This is a genomic window from Pseudomonas sp. 5P_5.1_Bac1 (genome assembly GCF_025466015.1).
Lineage (GTDB): Bacteria > Pseudomonadota > Gammaproteobacteria > Pseudomonadales > Pseudomonadaceae > Aquipseudomonas.
Genome location: NZ_JANLNX010000055.1, coordinates 51,548 through 70,946, shown reverse-complemented (window position 1 = coordinate 70,946; position 19,399 = coordinate 51,548). Strand labels below are relative to the sequence as shown.

Sequence of the window (19,399 nt, the reverse complement as noted above, 5' to 3'; positions counted from 1 at the left end):
TTGGCGCAATCAATGGCCCGGCGCGCGCTGGCGCCAGGCCTGGGAACGGCTGAGCAGGCCGCGGGAGGCCCAGGCCAGCAGCAGCGACACGGCCGCGCTGGTCAGCAAAATCAGGGTCGACATGGCGGCCGCGCCGCCGACGTTGCCGGCGTCGTCCATGTTCAGCACGGCGACGGCGGCGAGGATGGTGTCCGGGCTGTAGAGGAAGATCGCCGCCGACACCGTGGTCATCGCCGAGACGAACAGGTAGCGAATGATGTCCAGCAGCGCCGGCAGGCAAATCGGCACGGTGACCCGCATGAAGTGCCGGTACAGCGGCGCTTTCAGCGACAGCGCAGCGGCTTCGAACTCGCCGTCGAGCTGGCGCAGGGCGGTGGTGGCGGTCATCTGCGCGGTAGTCAGGTAGTGAGCGACGGTGCACATCACCAGCAGCGCCATGGTTCCGTAGAACACATGCAGCGGGTTGCCCGGCAGGTTGAAGAAGAAGACGTAACCCAGGCCCAGCACCAGCCCCGGCACGGCCATCGGCACAAAACTGAGCAGGCGCAGGATCAGGTTGAGGGCGCGCTGGCCGCGGGTCTTCTCCATCAGGTAGGCACCGGTGAAGATCGCCACGCTGCCGATCAGCGCGGTGCCAACCGCCATGGTCAGGCTGTTGCGGTAGGCCAGCCAGCCGCCGCCCGCGGTTTCATCGAACTGGTAGTGCTTGAGCGACAGCGACAGGTTGTAAGGCCAGAACTTCACCAGCGACGAGTACACCGCCATGCCCACCACCAGCAACAGAACGGCGCAGACCAGCAATACGATGGCGAGGAAACAGGCATCGCGACGCCGCGACACAGCCGGTTCGAACACTTGCGCCCGGCCGCTCATGGCCTCGCCCTGACGGCGGCGCAGCCAGGCATCGACGCCGAAGCTGAGCAGCGCCGGGATCAACAACACCATGCCGATCAGTGCGCCGCGACCGAACTGCTGCTGTCCGACCACCGCCTTATAGGCTTCCAGCGCCAGCACCTGATAATCGCCGCCGACCACAACGGGCACGCCGAAGTCGGTGATGGTCAGGGTGAACACCAGGCAGAACGCGGCGAACACGGCCTGGCGGGTGGCCGGCCAGGTGATGCTGTGGAATGCCCGCCACGGCCCGGCGCCCATGCTGGACGCGGCGTCGAACAGGCGCGCATCGGCCAGCGACAAGGCCGACAGCAAGATCATCAGCGCATGCGGGAAGGTGTAGATCGCCTCGCCCAGCACGATGCCCCAGAAGCCATAGATGTTGTCGCTGAGCAGCCCGCGCAGCAGGCCCTGGTTACCGAACAGATAGACCAGCGCAATGGCCGGCAACATCGACGGCGCCAGCAACGGCAGCAGGGAAATCCCGCGCCACACGGCCTTGCCCGGAATCAGGGTGCGTTGCAGGGCGTAGGCGAACAGGTAGGCCAGCGGTACGACGATGGCCGCGACGCTGACGGAAACCTTGAGGCTGTTGCCGAGCAACCAGTGGAAGTTCTCGCTGGCGAACAGCGCGCGCGCCGCGACCAGGCCGCCGCCTTGTCCGGCGTCGCCGCTGAAGCCGCGCCAGAAGATCGCCAGCAGCGGCATCAGCACCGAAATGGCGAGGAAGATCAGCAGCAACCATTTGCCGCCGACCACGAACAGACGATCACCGAACGCAACACCGCTGCGCAACCTGGCTTTCGCATGAGCGATCGGCAGGGCGATTGGCGCGGCCATCTCAGGCAAACACCTGGAGGCTGCGCGGCGGAAGCGCCACCCAGATATCTTGCGAACCCAGTTGCGGCATGGCTTCTGGCGCCACTTCGGCGAGCAGGGCATGACCGGGCAACTGGTGCAGCTCGAAACTCATGCGGCAGCGATTGCCGAGGAAGGTGATTTCGCGCAGGCGCGCCGGGAACAGGTTTTCTTCATGCACGATCGGGTTGACGCTGATCGCCTCGGGGCGGCAGAACAACCGACCGCTACCGCTGGCCCGCGCGCCGGGGGCCAGGCGCAGGTTGAGGCCGCCGACCTGGGCGTGGCTGTCGCTGCAACGCTGGAACGGCAGCCAGTTGCCCTGGCCGATGAACTCGGCGACGAACGGCGTAGCCGGCTTGTCGTAGATTTCCTGGGCGGTGGCGTACTGCTCGACCTGGCCGTTGTTCATCACGGCAATGCGGTCGGCCATCAGCATGGCCTCGTCCTGGTTGTGGGTCACCATCAGGGTGGTGATGCCGAGCTGTCGCTGCAGTTGGCGCAGCTCGGTGCAGAGGTGTTCGCGGACCCGGGCGTCGAGGGCCGACATCGGCTCGTCCAGCAACAGCAGCGACGGTGCTGGCGCCAGGGCGCGGGCCAGCGCGACGCGCTGTTGCTGGCCGCCGGAGAGTTGGCCGGGGTATTTCTTCTCGCTGCCAATCAGGCCCACCAACTCAAGCATCTGGCCGACGCGCTCGCGCACTTCATTGCGGCCAGCTCCCGCCAGGCCGTAGGCGATATTGGCTTCGACGGTGAGATTGGGGAACAGCGCGTAAGACTGGAACAGGATGCCGTAGTCACGGGCCTGGGGCGGCAGGGTAGAAATATCACGCTCGCCGATGCTCAGCTCACCGCGATCCTGACGTTCGAGCCCGGCGATGCAGCGCAGCAGCGTGGTCTTGCCGCAGCCGGACGGGCCGAGTAGGCAGACCAGTTCACCGGCGGCGACATCGAGGGAGACATCGTTCAACGCCGTGAACGCGCCGAAGCGCTTGTGGATACCGCGAATGCGCAGTTGGGCGCCGGGATTTGCGAGCGTGTTGTTCATGACAGGACCTCACCGTACAGATGAGGGTCATGCTAGGGAGGGTTTAAGAAGGTTCTGTGGCGTTGGGGCAAAAGCTGGTGATAGTGGTATTGGCAGATTTTGTTTGGTGGTCATGAGGGCAAAGAAGAATCAGGACTCCAGCGCCGACATCTCCTGCGCCAATCCCAGAAACGCCGCCGGCAACCGCGCCTGACGCCGCTCCTTCAAGCAATACAGATACTCATGCATCACCGGCGCCCCTTCCAGGCAGATCACCCGCAATTCCGGGTTATGCGGCACTTCATGCCGGGCAATGATGCTGATGCCGATATTCCGTAGCACCGCTTCGCGAATCGACTCGCGGCTGCCAATCTCCAGCAAGGCGCCCGGTTTGACGCCGGCCTCTTCCAGCATCTGCTCGGTCAGTTTGCGGGTCGTCGAGCCCTGCTCGCGCATCAGCAGGCAATGCCCGGCCAGCGCCGCCAGCGGCAACGATTCGCGCGACGCCAACGGATGGCTGCGGTGCACCGCCACCACCAGCGGATCGGTGCCCAATATCCGCCGCACCAGCCGGGTGTCCTCCAGCAGTTGCGAGGACGCCGCCACGTCCACCCGGTAATCCTCCAGCAGTTCCAGCACCTGCTGGGAGTTGCCGATCTCCACCGACACCTCCACCTGCGGCAGGCGCTCGCGGAAGATTTTCACCAGATCGAGGATGTAATACGGCGCCGTCGCCGCCACCCGCAAGGCGCCCTGCCCCTGCCCGCTGTTGCGCAGGAAGAACTCGATGTCGGCTTCCTGCTGCAACAGCGCCTTGACCATCGGCAGCAACCGCGCGCCATCTTCGCTCAACGCCAGACGCCGGCCACCGCGATAGAACAGCTCGACGCCGTAGCTGCTTTCCAGGTTGCGGATCTGCGTGGTGACGGTGGGCTGGCTGAGCCCGAGCTTCTTCGCGGCAAGGGTGATGCTGCCCAGGCGGGCCACCATGAAGAACGCCTTCAGCTCGGAACTCAACATACAACCTCTTACTTTCTCAACAGCCGGAGCCCGTTGAAGACCACCAGCAGGCTGACGCCCATGTCCGCGAACACTGCCATCCACATGGTGGCCATGCCGGCAAAGGTGATCGCCAGGAAGATCGCCTTGATCCCCAGGGCCAGAACAATGTTCTGCACCAGGATCGCCGCGCTTTGCCGCGAGAGCCTGACGAAGGCCGGGATTTTCCGCAAGTCGTCGTCCATCAGCGCGACGTCGGCGGTCTCGATCGCGGTGTCGGTGCCGGCCGCGGCCATGGCGAAGCCGATTTCGGCGCGGGCCAGGGCCGGGGCGTCGTTGATACCGTCGCCGACCATGCCGACCCGGTGCCCCTTGCCATACAGTTCTTCGATGGCTGCCAGCTTGTCCGCCGGCAGCAGGTTGCCGCGGGCTTCGTCGATACCGACCTGGGCGGCAATCGCATCGGCAGTGTGCGGGTTGTCGCCAGTCAGCATGACGGTGCGGATGCCCAACTCATGCAGTTCGGCAATGGCCTCGCGGCTGCTCTGCTTGACCGTGTCAGCCACGGCGAACAGCGCCAGCGGGCCGGAGCTGTCGAGCAGCAGCACCACTGTCTTGCCCTGGCGCTCCAGGGCGTCGAGTTTTTCTTCCAGTTGCGGCGAGCACAGCCCCAGTTCTTCAACCAACCGGTGGTTGCCCAGGTGATAGCTCACGCCACCGACCTCACCGCTGACGCCACGCCCCATCAGGGCCTGGAAGTTATCCACAGACTCCAGCACCAGCGCGTTTTCCTCGGCGTGCCGGGCGATGGCCATGGACACCGGGTGATCGGAACGGGCGGCAAGGCTGGCGGCGATGCGCTGGGCACGGTCTTCGAACAGGGTGTCGAGCACCTGCATGTCGGTCTGCACCGGCTTGCCGTGGGTCAGGGTGCCGGTCTTGTCGAGGGCGAGGAAGTCCAGCTTGCGCCCGCCCTCCAGGTACACGCCGCCCTTGATCAGAATGCCTTTGCGCGCGGCCGCGGCAAGGCCGCTGACGATGGTGACCGGCGTGGAAATCACCAGTGCACATGGGCAGGCCACCACCAGCAGCACCAGGGCGCGGTAGATCCAGTCGAACCAGGCACCGGCCATGAACAGCGGCGGAATCACCGCCACTGCCAGGGCGAAGGCGAAGACCGCCGGGGTGTAGATGCGCGAGAACTGATCGACGAAGCGTTGAGTCGGCGCCCGTGCGCCCTGGGCTTCTTCCACCGCGTGGATGATCCGGGCCAGGGTCGATTGCCCGGCGGCGGCGGTGACGCGGTATTCCAGCTCGCCGGACTGGTTGATAGTGCCGGCAAAGACCTTGTCGCCCGGGCCTTTTTCCACCGGCAGGCTTTCACCGGTGATGGGCGCCTGGTCAATCGTGGACTGTCCGCTCAATACCTCGCCATCCAGCCCGACCCGCTCGCCCGGCCGCAAACGCACCCGAGCGCCCAGGGCCACCTGGGCCACCTCGACTTCCCGCCACTGGCCATCGGCCTGTTGCACCGTGGCCACGTCGGGGGTCAGTTGCATCAAGCCGCCAATGGCGTTGCGCGCACGGTCCAGCGAACGGGCTTCGATCACTTCGGCGAGGGTGAACAGCACCATCACCATGGCCGCTTCCGGCCATTGGCCAATCAGCACAGCGCCGGTCACGGCGATGCTCATCAGTGCGTTGATATTGAGGTTGCGGTTTTTCAGGGCGATCCAGCCCTTCTTGTAGGTGCCCAGGCCACAGCCGAGGATGGCGGCCAGCGCCAGCGCAGCCACCGCCCATTCCGGCGCGGCATTGGTGAAGTGCACGACTTCCGCTGCCAGCGCGGCAACGCCGGACAACGCCAGCGGCCACCAGGCCTTCTTCGCCGGGGCCGGTGCGGCTTCGCTGGTATCGGCGGTCATTGGCTCGGCGTGCATGCCGAGCGAGGCTATCGCCTGCTCGATGGCCTGGGTGTCGGTAAACGTGTGACGCACGCCGAGGACGCGGTTGATCAGGTTGAATTCAAGCTGCTCAACGCCGTCGAGCTTGCCCAGCTTGTTCTGGATCAGCGTCTGCTCGGTCGGGCAATCCATGGCCTCGATGCGGAAACGGCTGAGCCGGGCGTCAGCGCTGGCACTTTCGCGCAACTGCACCAGCGCCGGGGCTTGAGCGCCGGAACAGCAACCGTGGGCATGGGCGGCGGGCTTGGGCGCGCAGCAGCCTTGCTTGGTTTCATGCGCATGATCGTGATTGTGCTGGCTGTGGTCGTGATCGTGAGGCTTTTTGTGGGGCTCGTAGCTGACAGGCTGATTCATAAAGGCTCGTCCCTAAATGTGCTGTTGCCAAGTGAACACCCTGTAGCCACTATAGGGTCAAGCAACCTGTCGAGGTATTTGCAGATGAAGATCGGCGAACTGGCCAAGGCCACCGACTGCGCGGTGGAAACCATCCGTTACTACGAGCGAGAAAACCTGCTGTCGGAACCGGCACGCAGCGAGGGCAATTACCGGGTCTACACCCAAGCCCATGTCGAGCGGCTGACCTTCATCCGCAACTGCCGGACGCTGGACATGACCCTCGAAGAGATCCGCAGCCTGCTGCGGCTGAGGGACAGCCCGCAAGACCAGTGCGAGAGCGTCAATGCGCTGATCGACGAACATATCGAGCACGTGCAAGCGCGTATCGATGGGTTGGTCGCGTTGCAGGAACAGTTGGTGGAACTGCGTCGGCGCTGCCAGACCGAGGGAGCGCATTGCGCGATTCTGGAGAGACTGGAGGTGACCGGGGCGGTTTCGGTGCCGGAGACGGAGCATTCGCATGTAGGGCGAAGCCACGGACACTAAAGGCCACCCGCGCCCCTGTGAGAGCTGGCAACCCAGCTCTCACAGGAGAGATCACACCGCCATCGGCGCCGTCAGCGGCGGATGGTGCTCATACCCTTCCAGGCTGAAATCGCTCGGTTCGATCTTCTCCAGCCACTCCGGTTCGTAGACGCCGGTCTTGGCGAACTCCGGCACGCGGTCACTGATCACCAGCTTCGGCGCGGCCAGCGGCTCGCGGCGCATCTGCTCGTTGAGCATGTCCAGGTGGTTCTCGTAGACGTGCGCGTCACCGATGAAATAGGTGAACCAGCGCGGCGTGTAACCGGTCAGGCGGCCCACCAGCGATAGCAGCGCGGCGCCTTCGGTGAGGTTGAACGGCGTGCCCAGGCCCAGGTCGTTGGAACGGATGTAGAGGGTCAGGGAGATTTCCTTGGTCTCGACATTCGGGTGGAACTGGTACAGCAGGTGGCACGGCGGCAGGGCCATTTCGTCGAGCTGGGCGCAGTTCCAGCCGTGGAACAGGATGCGCCGGCTGCCCGGGTCCTTGATGATCGTGTCGACGCACTGGCGAATCTGGTCGATGGCCTTGTACAGCACGACGAAGGCTTCACCGTCTTCCTCGGACTCGGCAATCTGGGCGAAGCCCTGGCTCTGCGCCAGCTCGATCGCTGCCGGATTGCTCAGCGGGATGCGTTTGTAAGCCGGCCACTGGCGCCATTGCACGCCGTAGATCTCGCCCAGGTCGTCATGCCCCTGGCGGAACGGGTTGGCCAGCCACTGGGCGTTTTCGTTGGCGTTCTGGTCCCAGACCTTGCAGCCCAACTCGCGGAACTGCGCGGCGTTCTTCACGCCGCGAAGGAAGCCGACCATCTCGCCAATCGCCGACTTGAACGCCAGCCGGCGCGTGGTGATGGCCGGGAAGCCCTTCTGCAGATCGAAACGCAGCATGGCGCCAGGCAGGCTGATGGTGCGCACGCCGGTGCGGTTTTCCTGCAACGTACCGTTCTCGATAACGTCGCGGACCAGATCCAGATACTGTTTCATAGCGTTCCTGTAACGAAGACGGCAGGGGGATCGCCCCTGCCGTGGAATTTCAGACCGCGGGTTTTACCGTCGGCTTGCGATTATAGGCCCACCAGATCAGGCCGAGGCCGCCGGCGATCATCGGCACGCAAAGAATCTGACCCATGGTCAGCCAGCCCCAGGCGATGTAGCCAAGCTGGGCATCCGGCACGCGGACGAATTCGACGATGAAACGGAAGATGCCGTAGAACAGCGCGAACATGCCCGACACCGCCATGGTTGGCCGCGGCTTGCGCGAATACAGCCAGAGAATCAGGAACAGTGCCACGCCTTCTAGGGCGAACTGGTAAAGCTGCGACGGATGACGCGGCAACTGCGCCGGATCGCTGAACGGCGGGAATACCATGGCCCACGGCACGTCAGTGGCCTTGCCCCACAGCTCGGCATTGATGAAGTTGCCGATACGCCCGGCACCCAGGCCGATCGGCACCATCGGCGCGACGAAGTCCATCAGTTCGAAGAACGACTTGTTGTTGCGCTTGCCGAACCACAATGCCGCCAGCATCACCCCGATGAAACCGCCGTGGAACGACATGCCGCCCTTCCACACTTCGAAGATCAGCGTCGGATTGGCGAGGTAGGCGCTCAGGTCGTAGAACAGCACGTAGCCGAGCCGCCCGCCGACAATCACCCCCATGGACAGCCAGAAGATCAGGTCCGAGAGCTTTTCGCGGCTCCAGGTCGGGTCGAAGCGGTTGAGCCGGCGCGAAGCCAGAAACCAGGCACCGCCGATGCCGACCAGGTACATCAGGCCATACCAATGGATTTTCAGTGGCCCGATGGCCAGTGCCACGGGATCGATCTGCGGGTAAGGCAGCATGGTGACTCCTCTCGTTAAAGCAAAAAGCTCAGGCCGACGCAGAACAGCAGCACGGCGAACAGGCGTTTAAGCAGGCGTGGCGACAATTTGTGCGCCAGGCGCGCGCCGAAGCGGGCGAAAAACATGCTGGTCACGGCGATGCCGATCATGGCCGGCAGGTAGACGAAACCAAGGCTGTGGGGCGGCAAGTGCTCTTCATGCCAGCCCAGGATCATGAAACTCAGGGCGCTGACCAGAGCGATCGGCAGGCCACACGCCGAGGACGTCGCCACCGCCTGCTGCATCGGCAGGCTGCGCCAGGTCAGGAACGGTACGGTCAGCGAACCACCGCCGATGCCAAAGATCGCCGACGCCCAGCCGACCACGCTGCCAGCGACGGTCAGCCCGGCCTTGCCGGGAACGCTGCGGCTGGCCTTGGGCTTGAAGTCCAGGGCCATCTGCACGGCGATGATCAGGGCGAAGGTGCCTATGATCTTCTGCAGGTGCGGGCCCTGGATCAGCGAGGCGGTCTTGGCGCCGATTCCTGCACCGATCAGGATCCCCAGAGTCATCCAGGCGAAGATCGGCCACTGCACCGCGCCCTTGCGATGGTGCTCGCGGACGGCATTGATCGAGGTGAAGACGATGGTCGCCAGCGAAGTACCCACCGCCAGGTGAGTCAGCACGGACGCATCGAAGCCTTGCAGGGTGAAACTGAACACCAGCACCGGCACGATGATGATGCCGCCACCGACGCCGAACAGTCCGGCCAGCACGCCCGCGCAGGCGCCCAGCAGCAGATAGAGCACGAATTCCATTGTCGCCCCCGGAAAAATCAGTCCGGCATGGTAACGGAAGGTGGGCCTTTGCCTCTACTCATGGCAGATGAAGACCTTGTCAGCGTCGCCTGAGGTACAGTGGCGCCACTACCGACAAGATCGACGAGAACCACGATGTGCCTGATCGTTTTCGCCTGGCGGCCGGGAAATGCCCGGCCGCTGATCGTCGCGGCCAACCGTGACGAGTTCTATGCCCGCCCGACCCTGGCCTTGAGCCAATGGGACGAGGCGCCCGGCGTGCATGCCGGGCGAGACCTCGAAGCCGGCGGTACCTGGCTGGGCTTGGGCCCGCAGGGACGCTTCGCCGCGCTGACCAATATCCGCGACCCCGGCCAGCCAGCGGGCGCCCGCTCGCGGGGCGAACTGGTGGCGGGCTATCTGCGCGGGGAGCTTTCGGTCGAGGCCTATCTGGAGCGGGTTGCGGGCGAGGCGCTGCATTATTCCGGCTTCAATCTGCTGGTCGGGAACAGCCATCAATTGGGTTATCTGCACGGTGGGGACGCGACACCGCGGTTACTGGAGGCGGGCGTCTATGGCTTGTCGAATGCCGCGCTGGATACGCCCTGGCCCAAGCTGATCAAGGCGCGCGAAGGCTTGCGCGAGCGGCTGGACGATCCGGACCCGGCGCGGCTGTTCGAGTTGTTGGCGGACAATAATCAGGCCGCCGACAGCGAGCTGCCGAATACCCGCGTCGGATTGGCGACCGAGCGTTTGCTGTCGAGCGTGTTCATTGCCAGCCAGAACTATGGGACACGGGCGAGTACGGTGCTGATCGTCGAGGCGGACGGGAGGCGTAGGCTGGTGGAGCGGAGTTTCGGGCCGCTTGGTGGGCGTCTGGGAGAGGTCGAACTGGTGTTGTGAAGCTCAGGGCCTGATCGCTGCGATCAGGCCCTGGGTAGCTCAGAGATTCTGCGTCGGCCCCGGATTGATCATCCGCGACAGCCCAAGGTTCTTCAGGGCCAGTTGCAAGGTGCTGTGGATAACCTGCGGGTTGTCGATATCCATGGCCTGGGCCAGCATTTCCTTGGCTTTGCCAAGGCTGATCTGGCGCAGCATCCACTTCACCTTCGGCAGGTTGGTAGCGTTCATCGACAGGCTGTCGAAGCCCATCGCCATCAGCAACACCGCGGCCGCCGGATCACCGGCCATCTCGCCACAGATGCTCACCGGCTTGCCTTCGGCATGGGCTGCGGTGACCACGTGTTGCAGGGCTTGCAGCACCGCCGGGTGCAAGTAATCGTAAAGGTCGGCGACCCGCGGGTTGTTGCGGTCCACCGCCAGCAGGTACTGGGTCAGGTCGTTGGAACCGACCGACAGGAAGTCCACCTGGCGCGCCAGTTCCTTGGTCTGGTAGACCGCCGCAGGAATCTCCACCATCACGCCCACCGGTGGCATCGGCACATCGGTGCCTTCGTCACGCACTTCGCCCCAGGCGCGGTGGATCAGGTGCAGCGCTTCCTCCAGCTCATGGATACCGGAAATCATCGGCAGCAGGATGCGCAGGTTGTTCAGGCCTTCGCTGGCCTTGAGCATGGCGCGGGTCTGGACCAGGAAGATTTCCGGGTGGTCGAGCGTGACGCGGATGCCGCGCCAGCCGAGGAACGGGTTGTCTTCCTTGATCGGGAAGTAGGACAGCGACTTGTCACCGCCGATATCCAGGCTGCGCATGGTCACCGGCAGCGGATGGAAGGCCGCCAGTTGCTCGCGGTAGATCGCCAGTTGTTCCTTCTCGCTGGGGAAGCGCTGGTTGATCATGAACGGCACTTCGGTGCGGTACAGGCCGACGCCCTCGGCGCCGCGCTGCTGCGCCCGCGCCACATCGGCCAGCAGGCCGGTGTTGACCCACAACGGCATGCGGTGGCCGTCGGTGGTTTCGCAAGGAAGTTCACGCAGGGCGTCGAGGCCCTGGGCCAACTGGCGCTCTTCCTCGACCACATCGGCGTAGTGCTTGCGCAGCACTTCGCTGGGGTTGGTGTAGACGTCGCCCTTGTAGCCGTCGACGATCATCTGGATGCCGTCGACCTTGGAATACGGCAGGTCGACCAGGCCCATCACCGTGGGAATGCCCATCGCCCGGGCGAGGATCGCCACGTGGGAGTTGCCCGAACCCAGCACCGACACCAACCCGACCAGCTTGCCTTCCGGCACTTCGCCGAGCATCGCCGGGGTCAGTTCTTCACTGACCAGGATGGAGTTGTCGGGGTAGACCAGCGAAAGCTGACGGGCTTCCTGCAAGTAGGCCAGCAGGCGCCGGCCGAGGTCTTTCACGTCGGACGCGCGTTCACGCAGGTAGGCGTCGTCCATCAGTTCGAAGCGGTTGACGTGCTCGACCACCACCTGGCGCAGAGCACCCTGGGCCCACTGGCCGGTCTTGATGACCTGCGCCACTTCGCCGCCCAGCGCGGCGTCGTCGAGCATCATCAGGTAGACGTCGAACAACGCCCGCTCTTCCGGACGCAACTGGGTGGCCAGTTTCGCCGAGAGGGTGCGCATGTCGCCGCGCACGCCTTCGAGGGCGTTGTTGAAGAGTTTCAGTTCGGCATCGATATCGGTGACGGTCTTGTCCGGCACCACGTCCAGGTCAGCCGGCGGCAGCATGACCACGGCAGTACCGACCGCCGCGCCCGGCGAGCCCGGCACGCCGACAAACTTGGCTTCCTGGATGCCCTTGCCCTGGCGACCCAGGCCGCGGATCGAGCCGGTGGCCTCGGCATGGGCGATAACCCCGGCCAGTTGCGCGCTCATGGTGACCAGGAAGGCTTCTTCGCCCTCGTCGAACTGACGACGCTCCTTTTGCTGGATGACCAACACCCCGACCACGCGACGGTGGTGGATGATCGGCGCGCCCAGGAAGGAAGCGAAACGCTCTTCACCGGTTTCGGCGAAGTAGCGGTAGCGAGGGTGATCGGCGGCGTTTTCCAGGTTCAGCGGTTCTTCCCGGGTACCGACCAGGCCGACCAGGCCCTCGTTCGGCGCCATGCTGACCTTGCCGATGGAGCGCTTGTTCAGGCCCTCGGTGGCCATCAGGACAAAACGGTTGGTTTCCGGGTCGAGCAGATAGACCGAGCAGACCTGACTGCCCATGGCCTCTTTGACGCGCAAGACAATGATCCCCAACGCCGTCTTGAGATCCTTGGCGGAGTTAACTTCCTGGACGATCTTGCGCAGCGTATTGAGCATGGCTCGGGGTCGAACTCCGTCGTCAGTCGCGCGCCAGCAGGCGCGGGGCAAGCTCTTTGAGCGCGCGGCGGTACACCTCGCGCTTGAATGTCACCACCTGGCCCAGCGGATACCAATAGCTGACCCAGCGCCAGCCATCGAATTCCGGTTTACCGGTCAAGTCCATCCGCACCCGCTGCTCGTTGGAAACCAGTCGCAGCAGGAACCACTTCTGTTTCTGGCCGATGCACAGCGGCTGGCTGTGGGTCCGCACCAGGCGTTGGGGTAAACGATAACGCAACCAGCCACGGGTGCAGGCAAGAATTTCAACGTCTTGCCGCTCCAGTCCTACTTCTTCGTTCAGCTCGCGGTACAACGCTTCTTCCGGGGTCTCATCGGGGTTGATGCCCCCCTGGGGAAACTGCCAGGCATCCTGGTTGATTCGCCGAGCCCATAGCACCTGTCCAAGATCATTGGTAAGAATGATCCCGACATTGGGGCGAAAACCATCGGGGTCGATCACGGCAGCAGCCTCGCAAACGCATGTCGCCGCATTGTTCCACAAAGCTTGCAAGGCCAGCAACGCGCCGGCCATACCTTATGTGCAGCGTTGTGAAAAGTCCGTATTCTGTGGGACTTTTCAGATGTTATGCGAGTGACTCTTCAATGCGCCTGGCTTTATTCGATCTGGACAACACCCTCCTCGGCGGCGACAGCGACCACGCATGGGGCGATTACCTCTGCGCCCGTGGCATTCTCGACCCCGTGGAGTACCAGAACCGCAACGACGCCTTCTATCAGGACTATCTGGCCGGCAAGCTCGACCTGCAGGCCTACCTGAACTTCAGCCTGGAAATCCTGGCCACCACCGAAATGGCCCAGCTGGACCAGTGGCACGGCGAATTCATGCGTGACTGCGTTGAGCCGATCATCCTGCCCAAGGCCCTGGCCCTGCTGAAGAAGCACCGCGACGCGGGCGACAAGCTGGTCATCATCACCGCCACCAACCGCTTCATTACCGGGCCGATCGCCAAGCGCCTGGAGGTGGAAACCCTGCTGGCCACCGAGTGCGAGCTGGTCGATGGCCGCTACACCGGCCGCAGCACCGACGTGCCGTGCTTCCGCGAAGGCAAGGTGACGCGTCTGCGCCGCTGGCTGGACGAGAATGGGCTGAACCTGGAAGGCAGCTACTTCTATAGCGACTCGATGAACGACCTGCCGCTGCTGGAGCAGGTGGATAACCCAGTGGCGGTCGATCCCGACCCGAACCTGCGCGCCGAAGCCGAGAAACGCGGCTGGCCGGTGATCAGCCTGCGCGATTGAGCGCGATCAGACCGGCTTGGCGCCCATCAGGCCGGCAATGGCGATGAAACACACCCCGCTGAACAGCGCCAGGGCCAGGGTAAACCCCGGTTTACCCAAGGCCGGCGCGCTGCGCAGGCGATTGACCCGCGCCAGCAACCAGAACCAGGCCAGCGCGCCAACGGTATAGAGCACGCTGGAGCCCAGCACCCAGGTCTGCCCCAGCGGCCAGCCCACCAGGTGCACCAGCCACCAGCCGGTGAACGGCATGCTCACCAGGCAAATGCCCATCAACAGCCAGACAAACCCCAACGGCCGCCGCAACAGCCGGCCATAAACCGCCGTATCTCCCGCGCGGCGCTTGCGCCAGGTCCACAACGCCAGCCCCACAGCGCTGCCCAAGAGCAGCACGGTGGCCAGGACATGGGCGGTTTTCAGGGCAATCAGCGGTTCCATGGATTCAACTCCTCAGGCATTGCTCAAAGCGTAGCCGCTCAGCCGAGGAACAGCCGGTAGGCCGGGTTTTCAGTCTCGTCCCAATACGGATAGCCGATTTTCGCCAGCGCCGCGGGCACCAGATGACGTTCGTCCTCGGGCACTTGCAGGCCAGCCACCACACGGCCGTCCGCCGCGCCGTGGTTGCGGTAGTGGAACATGGAGATGTTCCAGCGCCCGCCCAGCTTGTTGAGGAAGTTGAACAGCGCGCCCGGCCGCTCGGGAAACTCGAAACGCAGCACCAACTCGTCACTGACGCGGGCCGCATGGCCGCCGACCATATGGCGGATGTGCAGCTTGGCCAGTTCGTTGTCGGTCATGTCCAGTACCGGGAAACCCTGCTCGGTCAGGTGCTGGATCAGCGCGCTGCGCGGATCGGTGTCCGGGTGGGTCTGCACGCCGACGAAGATGTGCGCTTCGCTGCCGGTGTGGTAGCGGTAGTTGAATTCGGTGATCTGACGCTTGCCGATGGCCTCGCAGAACGCTTTGAAGCTGCCCGGCTGCTCGGGGATGGTCACGGCGATAATGGCTTCACGGCCTTCACCCAATTCGGCGCGCTCGGCCACGTGGCGCAGGCGGTCGAAGTTGACGTTGGCGCCGGACTCGATGGCGACCAGGGTCTGCCCCGACACGCCGCGCTGCTCCACATATTTCTTGATCCCGGCAACGCCCAGGGCTCCGGCAGGCTCGGTGATCGAGCGGGTGTCGTCGTAGATGTCCTTGATCGCCGCACAGATTTCGTCGGTGCTGACGGTGATCACTTCATCGACGTAGTCCTTGCAGATGTCGAAGGTGTGCTGACCGATCTGCGCCACCGCGACGCCGTCGGCGAACAGTCCGACCTGAGGCAACACCACGCGCTCGCCCGCGGCCATGGCGGCTTGCAGGCAATTGGAGTCGTCTGGCTCGACGCCGATGATCTTGATTTCGGGGCGCAGGTATTTGACGTACGCAGCGATCCCGGCAATCAGGCCACCGCCGCCCACCGGCACGAAGATCGCATCGAGGCGACCCGGGTGCTGGCGCAGGATCTCCATGGCCACGGTGCCTTGGCCTGCGATGGTGTGCGGGTCGTCATAGGGATGGACATAAACGAAGCCCTTTTCCTCGACCAGTTTCAGCGAGTAGGCCAGCGCCTCGGGGAAGGAATCGCCGTGCAGCACGACCTTGCCACCACGCGAACGCACGCCCTCGACCTTGATTTCCGGGGTGGTGCGCGGCATCACGATGGTCGCCTTGACCCCCATTTCCCGCGCCGCCAGCGCCAGGCCTTGGGCATGGTTGCCGGCCGAGGCGGTGACCACGCCGCGTGCCCGCTCTTCCTGGGTCAGTTGCGCCAGCTTGTTGTAAGCGCCGCGAATCTTGAAGGAGAACACCGGCTGCAGGTCTTCGCGTTTGAGTAGCACGTTGTTGCCCAGGCGCTTGCTGAGCTGCCCGGCGGCTTGCAGAGGGGTTTCCACGGCGACGTCATAAACGCGCGAGGTGAGGATCTTCTTGACGTACTGTTCGAGCATCGGGAAAGCATCACGGGCGGCTGGACGGGGGATCGGAGTCTACCCCAGCGCCCTGTCGGGCGACCACAGCAAGTCCGGGGTTTTAGCCGCTATACTACGCGCCCTCACGATACTCCCCGCTTCGGAGCCCGCATGACCCAGGACCAACTCAAACAGGCTGTCGCCCAGGCCGCTGTCGATTTCATTCTGCCCAAGCTCGATGACAAGAGCATCGTCGGCGTCGGCACCGGTTCGACCGCCAACTGCTTCATCGACGCCTTGGCCAAGCACAAGACCGCCTTCGACGGCGCCGTCGCCAGCTCCGAAGCCACCGCCGCGCGCCTGAAGGGCCACGGTATCCCGGTCTACGAACTGAACACCGTGAGCGAACTGGAGTTCTACGTCGACGGCGCCGACGAGAGCGACGAGCACCTGAACCTGATCAAGGGCGGCGGCGCTGCCCTGACCCGCGAGAAGATCGTCGCCGCGGTCGCCCGGACCTTCATCTGCATCGCCGACGGCAGCAAGCTGGTGCCGGTGCTGGGCAACTTCCCGCTGCCGGTCGAAGTCATCCCCATGGCCCGCAGCCACGTAGCGCGCCAGTTGGTGAAGCTGGGCGGTGATCCGGTGTACCGCGACGGCGTGGTGACCGACAACGGCAACATCATCATCGACGTGCACAACCTGCAGATCACCAACCCGGTGGAGCTGGAAGCGCAGATCAACGCCATCGTCGGCGTGGTCACCAACGGCCTGTTCGCGGCGCGTCCGGCGGACCTGCTGTTGCTGGGCACTGCCGAAGGGGTCAAGTCCCTCAAGGCCTGACGAGCAAATCGGGGCCTGCCGTGCAGGCCCCGGTCAATCCGCCGCCTTCCTGAACACATAGAACAGGTTCGGCTCGCTCACCAGGTACAACGTCCCCGCGTCGTCCATCGCAATCCCCTCCGCCTGCGGCACGCTCTGGCTCAGGCCCTGGAAGCCCTTGCGCAGCGACAGACTCGCCAGCGGCTTGCCCGTCACATCCAGTTCCAGCACCAGTTGCGACTCATCCGACAGCGCCAGCAAATGACCGCTGCGCTCATCGAACTGCAAGCTCGACAGATCCCGCACGAACAGCTTCGAATCACGCTTGCGGTCTTGCACCACATGCACGGCGTAGGGCTGTTCGGGGTTGTCGTGGGGGAAACCGTGGACTTCGTAGATCAGCATCGGGTCGCGTTCCTTGGCGACGAACAGGCGCTTGCCCTTCTGATCGTACGCCAGGCCCTCGAAGCCCTTGTTGCCGTTGAGGCCGATGCCCAGGGTCAGTTGCTCGGCGTCCTTGGCGTCGAGGAACGGGGTGTCAGCGGTCAGGCGCACGCGGATCAGCCGCTGCTCGCGCTCGTCGGTGATCACATAGCTGTCGCGCCCGACATACTCCACCGCCTCCGGGTCGCCGAAGCCGGTCAGCGGCACCCGGCGCAGAATCCGGCCTTCCAGCGACAACTCGATGAGTTCGGGATTCTTGTTGGTGACGGTGAACAGGCTGTTGCGGTCCGGATCGAAGGTCAGCGCGGAGATGTCTTCATCCAGCCCTTCGATCGGCCGCGCTTCGATCACCACCTGGTAACGGTCGAGGCCGATGCTCTGCTCGGCGGGCTGCCACCAGGTCTTGAGGTTGAACCAGCCGCGCTCGAACAGGCGGTATTGCTGGCCCGCCACCCCCAACAACAACGCGACCAGCAGGCCAACGGAAAGGGCAATCAGGGGCAGACGTAGAAAGCGGCGCATTCGACAGGACTCGGCGGGAAACGGAACGGCGAGAATCTAACCATAGCCAGCTGAATCGAAGCTTAATGCCACTATCGGAAAAATCCGCCGGTCAGTCCTTTTTGAAGCGATAGAACAGATTCGGCTCGCTGACCATATACAGCGTGCCCTGCTCATCCATCGCCACGCCTTCGGCACGCGGGACACGATTTTTCAGACCATTGAAGCCGCCGAGTAGCGTCATGAAGCTGACCTGTTCACCCTGCTCGTTCAGTTCCAGCAGCATGTTGGAGTCTGCCGACAGGAGCAGCATATGGCCGGTGCGCGGATCGATACCCACGGCCGACAGGTTGCGCAGGTCGAGATCGTCGTTGGGCAGTTCCTGCTTGGTGCCGGTCAGCGGCGAGCGACCGTCAGTACGCCAGACGAACAGACGCGGCGGGCGCTCCTCGCCCAACACCAGACGCTGCTGGGCCGGGTCCCAGGCGATACCCTCAAAACCTTTGTTCTGGTTTTCCGAAGTGCCAAGGTCGTATTGCGGGAAGTCCTTGATATTCAACTCGCGGGCCGCGTCATCAAGGGTCACGAATGTCAGGTTGTGCAGCCGTTCGTCGGTAATGGCCAGACGACCGTCCGCCATGACCGCCACGCCCTCAGGGTTGGCCCAGCCGACCAGCGGGATCTTGCGCAGTACGTCGCCATCGAGGTTCAACTCAATCAGGAACGGGTTCTTGCCCGTCACCGAAAACAGCGTCTTGCGAACCGGGTCATAGGAAAGGTCGGAGGCCTCGTCCTTCTCCATGCCTGGCAACACCTTGGCATCGATATCGACGTGATAGTCCGGCAGCCAGATGCTGGCTTTCTGCTCCACCTGCGTCTGGAAACGCTCCTGAACCCAGAGGAATCCCCGATCATCCCAATGCATGGCGATGGCCACGCCATAACCGATCACGGCCGCGAATAGCAGCCAAGTGGAACGGCGCAGGGCGATCGGACGCTTATGCACGGACGATAAAGAACCGCCTGTAGGAAGAGGGGTGGCCATCGGAGAATTCCTGTTGTTTTCCAGCCTGAGAGACGGAGCGGTGGGAGCGCGAAGGAATTATCCGGATGTTTTGTGAAAAAAATGCCAAAAGCCGACGAAGTGGTTTGACAAAGCAAAAGGGCAGCCTCATCGGCTGCCCTTGCGCACTTACAGGACGCGGCTTTCGAAACGACTGACGCCTGGCAGCTCCAGCACCAGCTCATCGCCCGGATTGAACGGGCCGACGCCCGCAGGCGTACCCGTCAGGATCACATCGCCAGCCTGCAACGAGAATTGCGAGGCCATGTGCTGGATCATCGGCACGATGGGGTTGAGCATCAGCGCGCTGTTGCCATCCTGACGGACTTCACCGTTGATGGTCAGGCGAATGCCGATGTCCGCAAGGTCTTCGAAACTGCTGCCGGCGACGAACGGCGGCAGGACGCAGGCGCCATCGAAGCACTTGGCGCGTTCCCACGGCAGGCCTTTTTCTTTCAACTGCGCCTGCAGGTCACGCAGGGTCAGGTCCAGTGCCGGGGCGAAGCCGGAAATGGCGTCCAGCACTTCCTCTTCGGAAGGCTGGGGCGACAGCGACTTGCCCAACAGCACCGCGATTTCCGCTTCGTAATGCACCGAGCCGCGCTCGACCGGGATCTTGAAGCCGCCCTCGAGCGACACCACGCAACTGCCCGGCTTGATGAACAGCAGGGGCTCGGTGGGGATCGGGTTATCCAGCTCTTTGGCGTGTTCGGCGTAATTGCGCCCGATGCATACCACTTTGCCCAAGGGGAAATGGATGCGGGTTCCGTCTACGTATTGGTGCTGATAGCTCATTGCCGACTCCTGGAGCGCT

General features: G+C 63.9%; 18 protein-coding genes. 4 read left to right on the top strand and 14 right to left on the bottom strand.

Annotated elements, in window-relative coordinates; translation table 11 throughout:
- Positions 1–9 precede the first annotated feature (9 nt).
- From NTD82_RS11550 to NTD82_RS11535, 4 genes are all read right to left on the bottom strand, one after another.
- Positions 10–1,734, bottom strand: coding sequence for a putative 2-aminoethylphosphonate ABC transporter permease subunit (locus NTD82_RS11550; protein ID WP_262128833.1), 1,725 nt, complete (start codon positions 1,732–1,734; stop codon positions 10–12).
- Between the two features lies 1 nt (position 1,735).
- Positions 1,736–2,800 (bottom strand): putative 2-aminoethylphosphonate ABC transporter ATP-binding protein, encoded by a 1,065-nt coding sequence (locus NTD82_RS11545; protein ID WP_095156381.1) that lies wholly within the window; start codon positions 2,798–2,800, stop codon positions 1,736–1,738.
- Positions 2,801–2,929: 129 nt separating this feature from the next.
- Positions 2,930–3,799, bottom strand: a complete 870-nt coding sequence (locus NTD82_RS11540) for a LysR family transcriptional regulator (protein WP_095156382.1) — start codon at positions 3,797–3,799, stop codon at positions 2,930–2,932.
- A gap of 8 nt (positions 3,800–3,807) precedes the next feature.
- Entirely contained in the window at positions 3,808–6,096 is a 2,289-nt protein-coding gene (locus tag NTD82_RS11535) for a heavy metal translocating P-type ATPase (protein ID WP_262128832.1), read from the bottom strand.
- Positions 6,097–6,180: 84 nt separating this feature from the next.
- Between NTD82_RS11535 and cadR the strand changes: the two genes are divergently transcribed.
- Positions 6,181–6,624: a Cd(II)/Pb(II)-responsive transcriptional regulator gene (gene cadR, locus NTD82_RS11530; protein ID WP_095156384.1), complete on the top strand. Its 444-nt coding sequence runs from the start codon at positions 6,181–6,183 to the stop codon at positions 6,622–6,624.
- Positions 6,625–6,675: 51 nt separating this feature from the next.
- Here the strand turns inward: cadR and NTD82_RS11525 are convergent, their stop codons facing one another.
- Genes NTD82_RS11525 through NTD82_RS11515 form a run of 3 tightly spaced genes read right to left on the bottom strand, consistent with a single transcriptional unit; the run spans position 6,676 to position 9,303 of the window.
- The gene (locus NTD82_RS11525; protein WP_262128831.1) at positions 6,676–7,647 is read right to left on the bottom strand and encodes a thymidylate synthase; all 972 of its coding nucleotides are present in this window, start codon (positions 7,645–7,647) and stop codon (positions 6,676–6,678) included.
- A 49-nt stretch (positions 7,648–7,696) separates the two neighbouring features.
- Positions 7,697–8,506 (bottom strand): prolipoprotein diacylglyceryl transferase, encoded by an 810-nt coding sequence (gene lgt, locus NTD82_RS11520; protein ID WP_262128830.1) that lies wholly within the window; start codon positions 8,504–8,506, stop codon positions 7,697–7,699.
- Between the two features lie 14 nt (positions 8,507–8,520).
- Positions 8,521–9,303: a sulfite exporter TauE/SafE family protein gene (locus NTD82_RS11515; RefSeq protein ID WP_262128829.1), complete on the bottom strand. Its 783-nt coding sequence runs from the start codon at positions 9,301–9,303 to the stop codon at positions 8,521–8,523.
- A 135-nt stretch (positions 9,304–9,438) separates the two neighbouring features.
- Here NTD82_RS11515 and NTD82_RS11510 point away from each other — a divergent pair, with 135 nt between their 5' ends.
- A complete protein-coding gene (locus tag NTD82_RS11510) occupies positions 9,439–10,185 on the top strand; it encodes an NRDE family protein (protein ID WP_262128828.1) in 747 nt (248 codons plus the stop codon).
- A gap of 39 nt (positions 10,186–10,224) precedes the next feature.
- Here the strand turns inward: NTD82_RS11510 and ptsP are convergent, their stop codons facing one another.
- Complete coding sequence (gene ptsP, locus NTD82_RS11505; RefSeq protein WP_095156389.1) at positions 10,225–12,504, bottom strand: phosphoenolpyruvate--protein phosphotransferase; 2,280 nt, start codon at positions 12,502–12,504, stop codon at positions 10,225–10,227.
- A 22-nt stretch (positions 12,505–12,526) separates the two neighbouring features.
- Entirely contained in the window at positions 12,527–13,006 is a 480-nt protein-coding gene (locus NTD82_RS11500; RefSeq protein WP_095156495.1) for an RNA pyrophosphohydrolase, read from the bottom strand.
- 143 nt (positions 13,007–13,149) lie between these two features.
- Here NTD82_RS11500 and NTD82_RS11495 point away from each other — a divergent pair, with 143 nt between their 5' ends.
- Positions 13,150–13,806, top strand: coding sequence for an HAD family hydrolase (locus NTD82_RS11495; protein WP_095156390.1), 657 nt, complete (start codon positions 13,150–13,152; stop codon positions 13,804–13,806).
- 6 nt (positions 13,807–13,812) lie between these two features.
- Here the strand turns inward: NTD82_RS11495 and NTD82_RS11490 are convergent, their stop codons facing one another.
- Together NTD82_RS11490 and ilvA are read right to left on the bottom strand one after the other, a co-directional pair.
- A complete protein-coding gene (locus NTD82_RS11490) occupies positions 13,813–14,241 on the bottom strand; it encodes a DUF2269 domain-containing protein (protein WP_262128827.1) in 429 nt (142 codons plus the stop codon).
- A 38-nt stretch (positions 14,242–14,279) separates the two neighbouring features.
- Complete coding sequence (gene ilvA / locus NTD82_RS11485; protein ID WP_095156392.1) at positions 14,280–15,794, bottom strand: threonine ammonia-lyase, biosynthetic; 1,515 nt, start codon at positions 15,792–15,794, stop codon at positions 14,280–14,282.
- Between the two features lie 132 nt (positions 15,795–15,926).
- Between ilvA and rpiA the strand changes: the two genes are divergently transcribed.
- Complete coding sequence (gene rpiA, locus NTD82_RS11480; RefSeq protein WP_095156393.1) at positions 15,927–16,598, top strand: ribose-5-phosphate isomerase RpiA; 672 nt, start codon at positions 15,927–15,929, stop codon at positions 16,596–16,598.
- Positions 16,599–16,631: 33 nt separating this feature from the next.
- Here rpiA and NTD82_RS11475 read toward each other — a convergent pair whose 3' ends face one another.
- From NTD82_RS11475 to NTD82_RS11465, 3 genes are all read right to left on the bottom strand, one after another.
- Complete coding sequence (locus NTD82_RS11475) at positions 16,632–17,543, bottom strand: SdiA-regulated domain-containing protein (protein ID WP_262128826.1); 912 nt, start codon at positions 17,541–17,543, stop codon at positions 16,632–16,634.
- Positions 17,544–17,634: 91 nt separating this feature from the next.
- Entirely contained in the window at positions 17,635–18,567 is a 933-nt protein-coding gene (locus NTD82_RS11470; protein ID WP_262128825.1) for an SdiA-regulated domain-containing protein, read from the bottom strand.
- Between the two features lie 147 nt (positions 18,568–18,714).
- Positions 18,715–19,380, bottom strand: coding sequence for a fumarylacetoacetate hydrolase family protein (locus NTD82_RS11465; protein ID WP_262128824.1), 666 nt, complete (start codon positions 19,378–19,380; stop codon positions 18,715–18,717).
- Between the last annotated feature and the right edge of the window lie 19 nt (positions 19,381–19,399).